General features: G+C 63.4%; 13 protein-coding genes. 9 read left to right on the top strand and 4 right to left on the bottom strand.

The genetic code is table 11. The features are described 5' to 3' along the window. Positions 1-11: 11 nt before the first annotated feature. Entirely contained in the window at positions 12-1,052 is a 1,041-nt protein-coding gene (locus tag IB262_RS24890) for a LacI family DNA-binding transcriptional regulator (RefSeq protein WP_029742798.1), read from the bottom strand. Between the two features lie 232 nt (positions 1,053-1,284). Here IB262_RS24890 and IB262_RS24885 point away from each other — a divergent pair, with 232 nt between their 5' ends. The 7 genes from IB262_RS24885 (at position 1,285) to IB262_RS24855 (ending at position 11,504) form a co-directional block, all read left to right on the top strand. After that, on the top strand, positions 1,285-2,646 hold the full coding sequence (locus IB262_RS24885) for an extracellular solute-binding protein (protein ID WP_029742799.1): 1,362 nt from the start codon (positions 1,285-1,287) through the stop codon (positions 2,644-2,646). 116 nt (positions 2,647-2,762) lie between these two features. Beyond that, positions 2,763-3,671: a sugar ABC transporter permease gene (locus IB262_RS24880; RefSeq protein ID WP_029742800.1), complete on the top strand. Its 909-nt coding sequence runs from the start codon at positions 2,763-2,765 to the stop codon at positions 3,669-3,671. After that, complete coding sequence (locus tag IB262_RS24875) at positions 3,671-4,501, top strand: carbohydrate ABC transporter permease (protein WP_029742802.1); 831 nt, start codon at positions 3,671-3,673, stop codon at positions 4,499-4,501. The genes IB262_RS24880 and IB262_RS24875 overlap by 1 nt, the downstream gene beginning before the upstream one ends. Positions 4,502-4,514: 13 nt before the next feature. Next, positions 4,515-5,618, top strand: coding sequence for an ABC transporter ATP-binding protein (locus IB262_RS24870; protein WP_029742803.1), 1,104 nt, complete (start codon positions 4,515-4,517; stop codon positions 5,616-5,618). Positions 5,619-5,625: 7 nt separating this feature from the next. Then, complete coding sequence (locus IB262_RS24865) at positions 5,626-7,029, top strand: CehA/McbA family metallohydrolase (RefSeq protein ID WP_029742804.1); 1,404 nt, start codon at positions 5,626-5,628, stop codon at positions 7,027-7,029. A gap of 172 nt (positions 7,030-7,201) precedes the next feature. Next, positions 7,202-10,588: an ATP-binding protein gene (locus IB262_RS24860; protein WP_192493939.1), complete on the top strand. Its 3,387-nt coding sequence runs from the start codon at positions 7,202-7,204 to the stop codon at positions 10,586-10,588. Next, on the top strand, positions 10,575-11,504 hold the full coding sequence (locus tag IB262_RS24855) for a response regulator transcription factor (RefSeq protein ID WP_112985497.1): 930 nt from the start codon (positions 10,575-10,577) through the stop codon (positions 11,502-11,504). Before IB262_RS24860 ends, IB262_RS24855 begins: the two co-directional genes overlap by 14 nt. A gap of 141 nt (positions 11,505-11,645) precedes the next feature. Here the strand turns inward: IB262_RS24855 and IB262_RS24850 are convergent, their stop codons facing one another. Further along, a complete protein-coding gene (locus IB262_RS24850) occupies positions 11,646-12,506 on the bottom strand; it encodes a hypothetical protein (RefSeq protein ID WP_112985498.1) in 861 nt (286 codons plus the stop codon). Positions 12,507-12,812: 306 nt separating this feature from the next. Further along, a complete protein-coding gene (locus IB262_RS24845; protein ID WP_156623705.1) occupies positions 12,813-12,983 on the bottom strand; it encodes a hypothetical protein in 171 nt (56 codons plus the stop codon). A gap of 68 nt (positions 12,984-13,051) precedes the next feature. Here IB262_RS24845 and IB262_RS24840 point away from each other — a divergent pair, with 68 nt between their 5' ends. Continuing rightward, positions 13,052-13,552: a hypothetical protein gene (locus tag IB262_RS24840; protein ID WP_034805724.1), complete on the top strand. Its 501-nt coding sequence runs from the start codon at positions 13,052-13,054 to the stop codon at positions 13,550-13,552. A 63-nt stretch (positions 13,553-13,615) separates the two neighbouring features. On the opposite strand, the gene IB262_RS24835 is transcribed toward IB262_RS24840, so the two are convergent. After that, positions 13,616-14,227 (bottom strand): glutathione S-transferase family protein, encoded by a 612-nt coding sequence (locus IB262_RS24835; protein WP_060644662.1) that lies wholly within the window; start codon positions 14,225-14,227, stop codon positions 13,616-13,618. Positions 14,228-14,319: 92 nt separating this feature from the next. Here IB262_RS24835 and IB262_RS24830 point away from each other — a divergent pair, with 92 nt between their 5' ends. Further along, a complete protein-coding gene (locus tag IB262_RS24830) occupies positions 14,320-15,039 on the top strand; it encodes a YafY family protein (RefSeq protein WP_060644660.1) in 720 nt (239 codons plus the stop codon). The last annotated feature ends 10 nt before the right edge of the window (positions 15,040-15,049 follow it).

The following is a 15,049-nucleotide window of genomic DNA, read 5'->3' as shown; positions in this document are numbered from 1 at the left end:
GTTCGCTACCTTCAGCCGACGGTGCCCCGCACGATCAGGCGGGTGTTGAGTGTCTCGGTAAACGGCTCGGCATCGGGCGCACGAAGCCGCATCAGGATGAGGCGGACGAGCGCACGCACGCGCTCTTCGAGGTCGATGCGCACGGTGGTGAGGTTGTAGCTCTTCCAGTGCGCCTGCGGGATGTCGTCGAAACCGACGACCTTGACGTCCTCAGGCACGGAAAGCCCGAGCTCGTGGCGCAGCGCGTCGATCGCGCCGAAGGCGCCGACGTCATTGGCCGCAAAGATCGCATCGGCACCTTCGCCGATGCGGAACAGATCGAGCGTCGCCTGGTAGGCGGTGTCGTAGGTGTAATCGCCGGCAAGCACGATCGGCGCATCCATGCCGCGCTCCGCGAGCGTCTCCTTCAGTGTGCGCTCGCGCTCGGCATTGGCGAGCGACTGCGCCTTGCCGCCGAGATAGGCGATGCGGCGCGCGCCATAGCCCTGAAGCAGGGCCACCGCCTGCTCGATGCCGTTTTTCTGCCGGACGAGCAGGCGGTCATAGAGCGTACCGGATGCGGCGCCTGCAAACTGCTTCACGTCGTCGTAGATCACGTAGATCGGCACCGCGCGGTCGAGAAAGCCGCAGAGCACATCGGGCAGGATGTTCTCGGTAAACGCGATCACGGAATCCGGATTGAAGCCGCGCATGTAGGTGAGCAGGCGCGGATCCATGCTGAAATCAGCCTTGGCCTTGAAGAGCAGCGTCGCGAAGCCCTCCGCCTGCAGCGCCGTCGTCAACGCGTCGATCTCCTGGCTCTCCCAGGGGCTGCAGACGTCGGGCACGATCATGCCGACGAGATGCGAGCGACCGGTCACCAGCGAGCGTGCCGCCATGTCGGGCGTGTAGTTCAGCTCCCGCGCCACCTGCAGGATGCGGTCGCGCTTTTCCGGCTTCAGCGACGCATTCGGATTGAAGGCCCGCGAGACCGCCACACGGGAAACATTGGCCTCGCGCGCCACCTGGTCTGCGGTGGCTCGGGCAGCTTTCTTGTCGGCGCGCTCGTTCATCTATCCGTCACAAAATGAAAACGTGTTCATTCACAAAAGAGAGCAACGCGACGATTTCGTCAAGCGGAATAGGTATTCCGCCGATTTTTACCAACGGAACACATGATCCATGTTGACAAAGATGAAAGCGTGTTCATTCTTGACCGTCGTCGGGACGCCGGACCTGGAGGAGGGACGGACTGTCGCAGCCAGACACATAGGTCCTTGAGTGGATCGACCGGGAGGAGAAAACATGCGTACCAGGTTTCATTCCCTATTGCTCGGCGCAGCCGCGGCCATCGCCTTTGCAGCACCAGTGAGCGCCACCGAACTCAACATCACCTGCCGCTGCATCATCGGCGGCGTAAACAGCGGCATGGCCGAGTGGATCGAAAAGAAGGTCATTCCGGCCTTTACCGAGAAGATGAAGGCCGAAGGCAAGGACGTCACCGTCAAGCTCACCCAGTTTGGCGGCGAGGACGAGCAGCTGACGCAGCAGCTCGCGCTCGATTTCTCCACCGGCGCCGGCCCTGATGTCTCCGGCTTCGACGGCTTCCTGATCCCGAGCTTCGTCCAGGGCAATCTCCTGAAGTCGCTCGAGGAAGTGGCCGGCCCAGACGTTCCGAAGTGGGAGGGCTGGCAGCATATCTCCGACGGCACCAAGGCGCTGATGAGCTACCAGGGCAAGCCCTATGGCATCGCGCTCGGCACCGACGCCCGCATGATCTTCGTGCGCAAGGACCTCTTCAAATCGGCTGGGCTCGATGCCGACAGCTGGCAGCCGAAGTCCTGGGATGAGTTGCTCGACGCCGCCCGCAAGATCAAGGCGGCCGCCCCCGACAGCTTCCCGTTGCAGCTCAACGCCGGCGTCTCCATGGGCGAGGCGACCACGATGCAGGGCTACTGGATGGCGCTGCTCGGCACCGGCGAACAGGTCACCGACGACAGCGGCAAATATATCGTTTCGAGCCAGGGCATCCTCGACACGCTGAAGCTCTACAAGACCATCTATGTCGACGACAAGCTCGGCGACCAGCGCGCGCAGCTGCTTGCCGACGGCCGCAACCGCACCTTCGCCAATTTCCGCGATGGCAAGACGGCGATGCTCGTCGAGGGCGACTGGTTCTATCGCTCGGTCACAGCGCCCGGCGCCGAATTCGCCGTCGCCGATCGCGACAACACCATGACCTGGAAGAAGATGCCCGCCGCAGCACCCGGAAAGGGCTTACGCGGCCAGGATTTCGTCACGATGTCCGGCGGCACCGGCTTCGTCATCAATCCGCATACGGACGCGCCTGCCGAATCCTGGGCGCTGCTCTCGTTCATGAACAGCAAGGAGCAGCTCGACGCGTTCCAGGAAATCCAGCCCGCCATCCGCATCCGCGACGACGTGGCGATCCCGAACTCGCCGTTCCTGACGGAAACGGCAACGACGCTGCTGCCGATCACCACGGCCCGTCCGAACGACGCCAATTACAACAAGGTCTCGACCGAGATCCAGCGCATGACCGAAAGCGTCGTTTCCGGCGAGCTCTCGCCTGAGGACGCGATGGCCCAGTACAAGGCGGCCGTCATCGCCATCGTCGGCGAAGAAAACACCGTCAGCACGCTCTAAAGCCAATGCGGGATGTGGCCGCAACGGTGCCCTCATCCCGCTTCGATCCAACGACAGAGCGCCCGGCTGCCATCCGTGGCCGGGCTCCCGATCCAGGATATGGGCATGAAACGCGCATGAAGAAATTCTCCCTGCTTTCGACGCGCGCCGGCGCGCTTTTTCTGGCACCGGCCACGGCCCTCGTCGGGGTCTTCGTCATCGTTCCCTTCTTCTGGGTGATTTTCGTTTCCTTCACCAACCGCACACTGCTCGGCCGCACGGCCGTCGACCCCGATTTCGTCGGCCTGCAGAACTATTTCGCGCTCTTCAATCCGGCGACCTTCTTTACCCGCGGCCAGTTCGGGTTTTCGCTGATCCTGACGATCCAGTTCGTGCTGCTCTCGGCGCTGATCGGCCAGGCGCTGCTCGGGCTGCTGCTCGCCTGGCTCAGCCAGACGGTCACGCCGACGCTCAAATCCTTCCTGCAGACCGCGGTCATCGCCGCCTGGATCCTGCCGGAGGTGGTGATCGGCTTTGCCTGGTTCGCCTTCCTCGACTATGACAACGGCACGCTCAACATGATCCTGCGCGGCCTCGGTCTGCCGCCGGGCGACTGGCTGCTGCAACAACCGTTCTGGGTGATCGTGTCTTTCAACACCTGGCGGGGCGCCGCCTTCTCGATGATGCTGTTCAACTCGGCCTTCCAGTCGATCCCGCCGAGTTACTTCCAGGCAGCCGATGTCGCCGGCGCCACCTCGTGGCAGAAGCTGCGCGACATCGCGCTGCCGCTGATCCGCGGCCATGTCGTCACCGACCTCATCCTCATCACCATGTGGACCTTCAACGTCTTCACGCCGTTCCTGCTCACCCATGGCGGGCCGTCCTATCGCACCGAGATCCTGTCGATTTACACCTACCGCATCGCGTTCAAGGATTTCGAGTTCGGCAAGGGCGCTGCCGTCGGCGTGGTCATCATGCTGATCAATCTCGCCTTCGCGCTCGTCTATCTTCGCCTTGCCCACAAGAAGCCGGTGGAGGCGGAATGATGCAGAAGACTCAGAACATCTTCGTGCGGCGCGCGATCTTTGCCGCCGCCGCCACCTTCCTCGGCACGATCTTCGCACTGCCGCTCGTCTGGTTCATCTTTGCGCCCTTCAATGCCCGTGCCGAACTCGGCCTTGCCATCCCCTCACCCTTCACGCTTTCTAATTTTGCCACCGTCTTCCAGAACACCTTCGCGATGCAGGCGCTGCTGAACAGCCTCATCCAGGCGGCGGGCGGCGTGGTGCTGGTCGGCGCGGCGGCGACGCTTGCGGCCTATGCCCTCTCGCGCTCGCCGATCCCGGGCAAAGGCGCCGTCACCTATATCCTGCTGCTCTTCTCGTCGGTCGTTTCAGGCTCGGCGGCGATGGTGCCGATTTTCCTCATCATCTCCGCGGCAGGCCTGATCGACACCCATCTTGCCGTCATTCTCGTCTTTGCCGGCGGGCTGTTGCCGACGGCGATGTTCATTCTTCGTGATTTCATCGACGCCATCCCGCGCTCCTATGAGGAGAGCGCGATGGTCGCCGGCGCCTCTCCGCTCCAGGCGTTCTTCGATGTGGCGCTGCCGGTCATCCGGCCGGGCATCGTCGTGGTTGTCGTCTGGGCCTTCGTCAACATCTGGGGCAGCTTCCTCATCCCCTTCATCCTGTTGCGCAGCGACAAGCTGATGCCGGCATCCGTCGCCATCTACTCCTTCTACTCGGAAGCCGGCACGCCGATCGTCACGCTGCTGGCCGCCTATTCGCTGATCTATTCGCTGCCGGTCATCGCCCTCTATCTCTTCGTGAATTGGAAATTCGGTTTCCGGTTCTTTGGTGGCATCAAGTCGTAATCGGAAACCCGTCATGGCCTCTGTCGAATTCCAGAACATCTCCAAGACCTTCGGCGCCTTCGTCGCCGTGCCCGACATCAGCTTCCAGATCGCCGACGGCGAGTTCATCTGCCTGCTCGGCCCGTCGGGCTGCGGCAAGACGACGAGCCTGCGCATGATCGCAGGTCTCGAAACGCCAACCTCTGGCCGGGTGATGATCGGCGGCCGCGACGTCACCTACCTGCATCCGAAGGACCGCGGCATCTCCATGGTCTTTCAGGACTATGCGCTCTACCCGCACATGAACATCGCCGACAACATCGCCTATCCCTTGAAGGTGCGCGGCGAGCAGGAGACCAAGCGCCACGCCCGCGCCAAGGAAGTGGCCGACGTCCTCAAGATCGGCGACCTGATGAAGCGGCTGCCGAGCCAGATCTCCGGCGGCCAGCAGCAGCGCACGTCGCTGGCACGTGCGCTCGTCTATCCGAGCGAGGTCTATCTTTTCGACGAACCGCTTTCGAACCTCGATGCCAAGCTGCGGCTCGAAGCGCGCGGCTTCCTCAACCACCTGCAGCGCGACATGGGCATGACCGCCGTCTATGTCACGCACGACCAGGCCGAAGCCATGGCGCTCGCAACCCGCATCGCCGTCATGGACAAGGGCCGGATCGTGCAGTTCGCGCCGCCGATCGAGATTTACCGCCGGCCCGCAACGACCTTCGTCGCCAACTTCGTCGGCAATCCGCCGATGAACCTCGTCCCCGTCGAAGCATCCATCGGCGATGGCGCCCTGCACCTGCGCGCCGATGGCCTGAAGCTCGCACCGATCGCGCTCACCGACGCCATCGCCAAGGCGGCGAAATCAGCCAGGATGACACTCGGTGTCCGCCCCGAACATTTGCGTATCGCGGCCGCAGGCGACCTGAACGTGGTTTCCGGCGAACTCTTCGCCAACGAGAACATGGGGCCGGAGAGCCTCGTCACGTTGGAGCGCGGCGACAACGGTCGCGTCACCGCGCGCATCTTCACCGACGACGAGATCAAGGTCGGAACCTCAGTCCATCTCGCCTTCGACGCCAGGCACATCACCCTCTTCGATGACAGCAGCGCCCGCATTCCCGCGGCAGACGAACGCTGAGGCCGCCATGCAGGAATTTGCCGTGCGCATCACCCGTAAGCATCAGGCGGCCGATCCCTATTTCTATCTGCCCTTCGAGGTGCCCGAAGGTGTAACGCGCATCGACGCGACGCTCAGCTATCCGAAGTCAGAGGCATGCATCATCGATCTCGGCGCGCTTGATCCGCGGGCGACCGAGTATCCGACCGCCCAGGGTTTTCGCGGCTGGAGCGGTGGCGCGCGTGACCGTTTCTTCATCGCTACCGACGACGCCACGCCCGGCTACATTCACGGCGAGATGCCGCCCGGCCAGTGGAAGGTGATGCTCGGCCTCTACAAGATCCCCGAAGAAGGCGCCGAGGTCAGCGTGACGGTCGATTTCGACAGAAGCCCGCGCTCCATCGTGCCGCAGCCGGAAAGAACGTTCCCCGTGCGCAAACAGTCCGGATGGTATCGCGGCGATCTGCACTGCCACACCTTCCACTCGGATGCGGCTGGCTCGCCCGAACTGCTGCACGCCGCCGCCAAACAGGCGGGTCTCGATTTTCTTGCGGTCGCCGACCACAACACCATCACCCAGCGGCGCTACTTCCATCCGCATTCCTCCGCCGACCTCATCTTCATCCGCGCCATGGAAATCACCACCGCCGTCGGCCACGCCAATGTCTTCGGCGTCGACGATTGGGTCGATTTTCGCATGACGAAGCCGGAGCATGCCCGCACGCTCGCGAGCATGGTGCATGAGCGCGGCGGCCTGCTCTCGGTCAACCACGACAAGCCGACCATCCCCTGGGACTACGAACTGCCTGAGATCGACTGCATGGAGGTCTGGCAATCCCATTGGCTCGCCTGGAACTGGGTGTCGCTCGAGCGCTACCAGCAGCGCCTCGCCTCGGGCCTGAAGATCTCCGCCATCGGCGGCAGCGACTTCCACCAACCGGCGCGGCTATTGCCGGAGGGACCGCTGGTGCTCGCCCGCCCGACGACGGTGCTCTGGCTCAATGAACTCTCCGAAGACGCCGTGCTCGCCACGATGAGATCGGGCCACGGCTACGTGACGGAAAGCCCCACCGGCCCGCATCTCGAACTGATCGCCAACGGCCAACCGATGGGATCGACCGTGGTTGGCCCAGTGACCGCAGAGGCCTTGGCTCGCGGCGCCCAGGGCGACCGGCTGCTGTGGCTAGACGCTTCCGGCATCGTCGGTGAAGAGACCATCGAAGCTGACGACTGGACCGCCCACTATGCCGGTTCGCCCGATCGGTTCCTGCGGACCGAAATCGCCGCGGCCGCCAACCGGAGCGCGATCGTCGAGACATTCCGGGAGGCCCTCCACGGCAAAAATTTGCCCTGGGCGCTCTCGGAGGACGATCTCTCGAAACAGACGATCCGCCGGGCCATCAGCAATCCGATCTATTGCCGGCCCAACTGACGGCCGCTGCACTCCGCAACTGATCTCATTCTCAAAGTATGGGGCATCCGATTTTGGCACGCTCATATTTTCCGCTTTACCGACACATTTTACGATTGCAGCAATTTTAAGCAGAAAATTTCCGTGCTAAGAAAAAAGGCAGAGACTACCGCGACAGCACGTTAGGACCCCCATGGCGGCACGCCAGCGCATCATTCCCGTCCGGCGGGAATACAATCGTTGGGTCGCCAACCAGACGCTTGAAGACTATGCGCTGCGCTTCACCGCCAAGAGCGCCCGGCGCTTCTCTTCCGAACGCATTTCCCAGACCGCCATCGGCGCGATCTCCTTTCTGGCGCTGGAAGCGATCGGTGGCGCCATCACCATGTCCTATGGCACCACCAATGCGATCGTTGCGATCGTCGTCGCCAGCCTGATGATCCTGACCGTGGGCCTGCCGATCAGCCGCTATGCGATCCGCCACGGTGTCGACATCGATCTGCTCACCCGCGGCGCCAGCTTCGGCTATATCGGCTCGACGGTGACCTCGCTGATTTATGCCAGCTTCACCTTCATCCTCTTTGCGATCGAGGCCTCGATCATGTCGGGCGCACTCGAACTGGCGCTCGGCATACCGCTCTGGATCGGCTACATCCTGAGCGCCGTCGTCGTGATCCCGCTCGTCACCCATGGCGTGCGGCTGATCAGCAAGTTCCAGTTGATCACGCAGCCGTTCTGGATCGTGCTCAACGTCCTGCCCTTCGTCTTCATCGCCTTTGCCGATTGGGAGAAGGTCGGCGCCTGGCTCGCCTATGCGGGCATGCATCACGCCTCGGGTCCTCCGGGTACCTTCGCGCCTTTTGACCTCGTCGAATTCGGTGCGGCCTCTGCCGTCATCTTCGCGCTGATGGCGCAGATCGGCGAACAGGTCGACTTCCTGCGCTTCCTGCCGCCGGACGGACAGCGCAAGCTGCACCACCGCATCGCCGTCTTTCTCGCCGGTTCCGGCTGGGTGATCGTCGGCGCGCCCAAACTGCTCGCCGGCTCGTTCCTGGTGGTGCTGGCGCTTTCTGCCGGTGTGCCTTCGACCAAAGCCGCCGATCCGGCGCAGATGTACTACACCGCCTTCGGCTACATGATCCCCTCCGATACGGCAGCACTTCTCCTGATGGTCGCCTTCGTCGTCGTGTCGCAGTTGAAGATCAACGTCATGAACGCCTATGCCGGGTCGCTCGCCTGGTCGAACTTCTTTTCACGATTGACCCACAGCCACCCGGGCCGCGTCGTCTGGCTGGTCTTCAACGTAGCGATCGCGCTCCTTTTGATGGAGCTCGGCATCTATCGGCTGCTTGAAGAAACGCTTGGCGTCTTCTCCATTATCGCCATGGCCTGGCTTTGCACGATTTCGGCCGATCTTTTCGTCAACAAGCCGCTCGGCCTGTCGCCTCCCGGCATCGAGTTCAAGCGCGCCCATCTCTACGACATCAACCCTGTGGGTCTCGGCGCGATGGCGATCTCGGCGACCGTGGCGCTGACAGCGCATTTCGGTGCCTTCGGCGAGATTGCCGCCTCGCTCGCGCCATACATCGCGCTGGTCGTCGCCTTCATCGCCTCGCCGCTGATTGCCTGGGGCACCGACGGCAAGTTCTATCTCGCGCGCAAGCCGCGCAGGAGCTGGGCCAACCGGATGGACATCACCTGCTCGATCTGCGAGCATCCGTTCGAGCCGGAGGACATGGCCTGGTGCCCCGCCTATGCAGCGCCGATCTGCTCGCTCTGCTGCTCGCTCGACAGCCGCTGCCACGACATGTGCAAGCCGAAGGCCCGCTTCAACGCCCAGGTCGCGACCGTCGCGACCACGTTGCTTCCACGCACCGTCACGGAAAAGCTCGCGACGCGGCTCGGCCGCTACGCGATCTCTGCGGTGCTGTCGATCGCCGGCATCGGCCTCATCCTCGCGATGATCGCCCACCAGACCGCCGGCACATCTCCCGAGATCGCTGCGGTCGTCGAGCGCACGGTCGCCGTCGTCTTCTTCGTCTTTGCCGTGCTCGCTGGTATCGTCTCCTGGTTCTACGTGCTCGCCCATGACAGCCGCGTCGTCGCCGAAGAAGAATCCTCGCGCCAGAACACCCTGCTTCTGAAGGAAATCGCCGCCCACAAGAAGACCGACGCCGCACTCCAGCAGGCAAAGGAAACAGCGGAAGCAGCCAACCGCGCCAAGAGCCGCTATGTCGTCGGCCTCAGCCATGAGCTTCGCACGCCTCTCAACGCCGTGCTCGGCTACGCCCAGGTTCTGGAGCGCGACGAGACGATCCCCCCGGCGCGTCAGGGCGCGATCAAGGTGATCAAGCGCAGCGCCGACCATCTTTCCGGCCTGATTGACGGCCTCTTGGATATCTCGAAGATCGAGGCCGGCAAGCTGCAGGTCTATTCCAATGAGATCAACATTCACGATTTCCTCGACCAGATCGTCGAAATGTTTCGGCCGCAGGCATTGGCCAAGGGCATCAGCTTCGAGCACGAGCGCGCTAGCGGCCTGCCACGCCATGTGAAGACCGACGAAAAGCGCCTGCGGCAGATCCTCGTCAATCTCCTATCCAACGCATTGAAGTTCACCGAGCGTGGCGGCATCCGCCTGGATGTCGCCTATCGCAGCCAGGTGGCGACCTTCACGATTGCCGACAGCGGCCGCGGCATTGCCGACAAGGATTTGCCGCGCATCTTCGATCCGTTCCAGCGCGGCGAGGCCGAACATCTCGGTAGTATGCCGGGCCTCGGCCTCGGCCTGACGATCACGCGGCTCCTGACGCAGACGCTCGGCGGCGAAATCGCAGTCACCAGCACGCCTGGGCAAGGCACCACCTTCCGCGTCCGGCTGATGCTGTCGGCGGTAGATCGTCCGCTACCTCCCGCAGCCCCGCGCCGTATCACCTCCTATCTCGGCCCGCGCCGCACCATCGTCATCGTCGACGACAATGCCGACCATCGCGACCTCATGCGCGAGATCCTCGTGCCGATGGACTTCACGGTGCTGACGGCCGCGTCCGGAGCCGATTGTCTGGCGCTGCTTCAAGACCTCGGCGCCGACCTCTTCCTGATCGATATCTCGATGCCGGGCATGAGCGGCTGGGAGCTTGTCGAGCGGCTGCGCCAGGGCGGGCAGATCGCGCCGATCATCATGCTTTCGGCCAATATCGGCGATGGCTCGGCGACCGGAGCATTCCGCGGCCACAACGACACGCTCGCCAAGCCCTTCCCCGTCGGGCAACTCGCCGACAAGCTCGCCGTGCACCTTGGCCTCACTTGGGTTCACGAGGGAGAGGAGAAGCAAGCACACCCGTCGCCGGCGGCCGAACCGTTGACGCGCCCCGACGCCTATCACGTGGAAGAGCTGATCCGCCTTGGAGAGATCGGCTATGTCAGGGGCATCGAAGCCAAACTGACGGAGATTGCCCTGCAGCCCGAACACCAGCCCTTCGCTGAGGCCGCCCGCGCCTATGTGCAGGCCTTCGACCTCTCGGGCTACGACGCCTTCCTCAAGAACAACGCAGCCGACGGAGACGATGCCCATGGCTGAGACCAACGACCGCCGCGACATCGTGCTTCTCGTCGACGATTCCCCGGAGGCGCTCGGTTTCTTGACGGAAGCGCTGGAGCAATCCGGCTTTTCCGTGCTGATCGCGACCTCCGGCAGCGCCGCCCTTTCGATCGCCGAGCGCATCACGCCCGACGTCATTCTGCTCGATGCCGTCATGCCCGGGATCGATGGCTTCGAGACCTGCCGACGCCTCAAGGGCAACGCCGCCGTCGGCCAGACGCCGGTGCTGTTCATGACCGGGCTGACCGAGACCGAACATGTGGTGCGTGCGCTCGAGGCCGGCGGCGTCGACTATCTGACCAAGCCGATCAACATCGATGAGCTGAGGGCGCGCATTCGCGTCCATCTCTCGAACGCGCGTTCGGCCCAGAGCGCACGGGTCGCACTTGACGCGGCCGGCCGCCATCTGCTCGCGGTGCGCAGCGACGGAAGCGTCTGCTGGTCGACGCCGCAGGCGACGCGTCTCGTCAACGCCGCAACCGGCCGCGACGATGGCATGGCGATCGTCACCCGGCGCATCGCGGGCTGGATGGCAAACCGCCTGCGCACCGGAGCGCCCGACGACGGCACCTTCACGCTCGACCAGCCCGAGCAGTCGTCCCTGCAGATATCCTTCCTCGGCTCGATCGGCCCGAATGAACATCTCTTCCGCCTCACCGCCGAAAACCGCCGCTCCGACGATGCGGTGTTGCGCCAGCACTTCGCATTGACCCCAAGGGAATCGGAGGTGCTGCTGTGGATCGCCAAGGGCAAGGCGAACCGCGACATCGGCGAGATCCTCGGCTTGAGCGCGCGCACGGTCACCAAGCATCTGGAGCAGATCTATGTGAAGCTCGGCGTCGAGAACCGGGCGTCTGCCGCGGTGAAGGCGACGCAGGTTCTGCACAGTCTGTAGGCAGGCTGCGGTCCGATTTCCGTCCCGCTTCTTGCTGCCGCACGTCCAGCGTCATGGGCGGGTCAGCACCTGCTGAAAGCGACAGCCGACCGGCACGCGTCGCAAGCAGCAATCTGCACGCGCTCAGGCCGCGCCCGCCGTTCACCTTGCCTGCAACGCTGCCCAGGCGAAGGCTTCATCGAGTGCGGCAAACTTGACCGCTTGCCAATGGCGGTAATCGTCGACCAGGTCACGCGAAATCCAGAGCGGACCGCGGCTGCCGGAACTCTCCCAGCCGAGAACGCCGAGATCACCGGCACGCGCGAAAACCCTCTGCGCATGGGTGCGCGAGATGATGTAGCGGCTGGAGATCTCACCTGGCTTCAGGGGCCCGATCCAAATCCGCTGATCGGGCAGGACGCCCGTCGGCAGCCGCGCCACCAGGTCGTGCAGGATGTTGCTGCCTGACTCCGTCGAGACGAAAGCGGCGATGCTTTCGGGTGGCTCGCACCAGGCGCGATCCGCGATGAGCCGCCGCATCGCACGCGGGAGCGCATGATGCATCAAGGTCGGCTCGGTTTGCGACTGCGCCAGCCTTGTCCCCTCGTCGAGCCTGTCGAGCGACGAAAGGTGCCCCTCGAACCACTGCCGGATCAGGCCCTCGGCGACATCGGAAAGGATCAGGGGCCTGATCCGCTTGTCACCGCCCTGTTCCGCATCGAGAAGCAGTCGATAGTTGCGCATCTCGGCCAGGTGCGCCGCTGCCGTGTTCTTGCTGGCTACGTTGTTGCCGGCGATAAAGTCGATCAGCCTTGCCGCCGTCAGTTCGGGGCGGGATGGGTCGGTCAGACGCTCGAAATGCAGCGTCAGGATGGCCTGGGTGAGCAGCCATTTTCTCAGGCTGGCGGTGTAGCGCACGATGCGCGGAGCGGCGTCATGGATCGCAACCATATGAAGGGCCGCCTGACGCAACGCCTCCCCAAAGAGCGGATCGCCGACGAGCCGCGCAGGCGTGAACGGCATTTCGCCGTCCGGGGATCGGACACATTCGGATCGCGCCGTCACGGGCAGTCTCCAGACAGCGTAACCGCTGTTCGTTGCTTGCGACCGCGTGAAATGAACCGGTGGCTGGCGGGTGCCTTTAGGCGGACCCGGGCACCCGGATCGGTTGAAAAAGGCAAAAAGCGCGTAGCACCGAACATAAACCAGTCCCCCTCCCGCCCCGGTGGCCAATAACTAAATCGGACAGACAGCGCAGATCGAGGTCTATACTTACAAGGTAACGAAGTCTTTACCCGTTTTTACGGATGGGGACGACGAGACGCTGTTTCAGAGATCAACGTTAATACGGGAAATTGAAAACAGCAGCGCACGTGCAGGCAAATCTGATAAAACAGCGCCAGCGATCACATTTTGATGGCTACCCGGATGCGTGCCCGATTGTTGATCGATCGTAAGATCCGGCCAGATAATGAAGCCAATGAGGAACTTCGCCGCCACATGTTGCGTTGACGCTCATGTGCGGCAACGGGGTGTTGCAGCATCCACGCAAATGGGAGGTGCAAGGCATGTGGCGATGGCTCCTGATGGCCGCACTCATCTTGCCGTCCACGAGTGCCTCACGGGCAGACGAGGGCGCGTTCTTGAAGACCCTCGGCGGCAACTGGGCAGGCACCGGAACGGTGCGCATCCGTGCCCACATGTCTCCGATGAACATTTCCTGCAACTTCAGTTCCAAGGCGAGCGACGCCGCTCTATCGATGGAGGGCGTCTGCCGCGGCATGCTGCTGATCTCGCGATCCATCGACGCGAAGCTGCGCTTTACCGGGTCCACCTATAGCGGCTCCTATCTCGGCCCCCGCGGCGGCCGCGCCGGGCTCAACGGCACACGACGCGGCGATGCGATCAACCTCACCATTCGATGGGCGAAGGAAGTCAATGGCGACCGCAGTGCCGACCTGACCTTACGCAAGGTCGGCACCAACGGGATGCAGTTGAAGACGATCGACGTCGATCCCGCTTCCGGCAAGCGGATCGTCACGAGCGAGATCAATCTCAAGCGAAAATAGCCTTGGGCCACCATGCCCCCTTCGGACCGGAACCGGGGCGGAGTTGGCGCGTTGCCGGCGCCGTCAGGCTACCGCTGCCACCCGGGCATCGAAATCCGCGGTCCATTGTAGCGACGGCCGCGCGCCACAGCGCTCGACCCAGTCCTTGATGACGGCGCTATCCGGCGTTGCCGCGGGATACCAGGCGAAGGGCGAATGCAAGAGCAGGTCGGCCGCCGAGTAGTGCTCGCCCATCAGATACGGACTGTCCTTCAACGCGTCTTCCAGGCGTGCCGCCATCTCTGTCGGGCCGCGGAAGGTGGCGTCGAAATAGGGATGCGAAACCCCCGCGGCTTGCGCGATCAGCACCGGCTCGACCACACCGGCATACCAGGCAAGCCAGCTGAGATAACGGCCACGCTGCGGATCGCCAGCATGCGGCGCCATCCCCTTTTCCGGGAAGAGGTCGGTCAGGTATTGGATGATCGCAATGGTTTCCCAGAGCACCACACCGTCATGAACGAGCAGCGGCACCTTACCCTCCGGGTGCGGGTTCGCCGGATCCTTTCGACCGCTGCCGTCACCGCGAGTGATGTCGACGATCTCGACTTCCACCTTGTCGAGAGCATCGAGTTCGCGAAGCAGGGTGATGATGCGCGACGAGCGCGAGCGCGGGGCGTGAAAGAGTGTCAGCATAGTCTGGATCCTCGGTTGCGTTTGGCGATGCGGATCTTATACAGTCGGCCAACTGCCAGTTTTCGTCAGTAGGGTTCGTCTATCTTTCAGCCATGGCCCGTAGTGATCGTCTGTTCCGCCTGCTCCAGGCGCTGCGCACACTCCCCTCCCCGGTAACGGCGGCCCGCCTTGCCGAGGAAACCGGCGTGTCGTTGCGCTCGCTCTATCGGGACATCGACAGCCTGCGCGCCGCCGGCGCCGTCATCGATGGCGAGCGCGGCTTCGGCTACCGGCTGACGGAGGATATCGCCTTGCCGCCGCAAACCTTTACCCGCCTGGAGATCGAGGCGCTGGTGCTCGGCCTTGCCGAGGTGCAGCACATGGGCGAGCCGGATCTTGCCGCGGCGGCACGCGCCGTCCTTTCCAAGATAACGGCGACACTGCCCGATCGGTTGCAACGCCAGGCGCTTCATGCAGTCTCGCAGGTCTATCGCTTCGACAGGAGAGGGCCGCCAACCGTCGATGTCTCCCTGCTGCGCGAAGCCTCCTGGCAGGAACGCGCCGTCATCATCGGCTATGTGGATGCCTTGGGGCAGCGGACCGACCGGCAGGTTTTGCCGCTTGCCATCGTCTATCTGGAACGGGTTCTGGTGCTTCTCGCCTGGTGCTGCCTTCGAGAAGGTTACCGCAAGTTCCGCGTCGACCGCATCGTCGATATCAGCACGACGGAGGAGAGCTTCCGTCCGCGTCGGGTGCCGATGCTCCGGGAGTTCATCGGCTTCTTGAACGCTGGCGCGCCGGACACATCGAAGATGACGCTGAGCGGCCAATAGCCGCAAACGA

The organism is Ensifer sp. ENS02, from assembly GCF_014851885.1.
In the GTDB taxonomy this organism is placed as follows: Bacteria; Pseudomonadota; Alphaproteobacteria; order Rhizobiales; family Rhizobiaceae; genus Ensifer; species Ensifer adhaerens.
Note: the sequence above shows the minus strand (reverse complement) of the source record. Positions and strands in the feature narration are given on the sequence as shown.

Coding starts and splice junctions, on each gene's coding strand:
- IB262_RS24890 (WP_029742798.1), bottom strand. CDS start 1,052: ATGAACGAGCGCGCCGACAAGAAAGCTGCCCGAGCCACCGCAGACCAG.
- IB262_RS24885 (WP_029742799.1), top strand. CDS start 1,285: ATGCGTACCAGGTTTCATTCCCTATTGCTCGGCGCAGCCGCGGCCATC.
- IB262_RS24880 (WP_029742800.1), top strand. CDS start 2,763: ATGAAGAAATTCTCCCTGCTTTCGACGCGCGCCGGCGCGCTTTTTCTG.
- IB262_RS24875 (WP_029742802.1), top strand. CDS start 3,671: ATGCAGAAGACTCAGAACATCTTCGTGCGGCGCGCGATCTTTGCCGCC.
- IB262_RS24870 (WP_029742803.1), top strand. CDS start 4,515: ATGGCCTCTGTCGAATTCCAGAACATCTCCAAGACCTTCGGCGCCTTC.
- IB262_RS24865 (WP_029742804.1), top strand. CDS start 5,626: ATGCAGGAATTTGCCGTGCGCATCACCCGTAAGCATCAGGCGGCCGAT.
- IB262_RS24860 (WP_192493939.1), top strand. CDS start 7,202: ATGGCGGCACGCCAGCGCATCATTCCCGTCCGGCGGGAATACAATCGT.
- IB262_RS24855 (WP_112985497.1), top strand. CDS start 10,575: ATGCCCATGGCTGAGACCAACGACCGCCGCGACATCGTGCTTCTCGTC.
- IB262_RS24850 (WP_112985498.1), bottom strand. CDS start 12,506: ATGCCGTTCACGCCTGCGCGGCTCGTCGGCGATCCGCTCTTTGGGGAG.
- IB262_RS24840 (WP_034805724.1), top strand. CDS start 13,052: ATGTGGCGATGGCTCCTGATGGCCGCACTCATCTTGCCGTCCACGAGT.
- IB262_RS24835 (WP_060644662.1), bottom strand. CDS start 14,227: ATGCTGACACTCTTTCACGCCCCGCGCTCGCGCTCGTCGCGCATCATC.
- IB262_RS24830 (WP_060644660.1), top strand. CDS start 14,320: ATGGCCCGTAGTGATCGTCTGTTCCGCCTGCTCCAGGCGCTGCGCACA.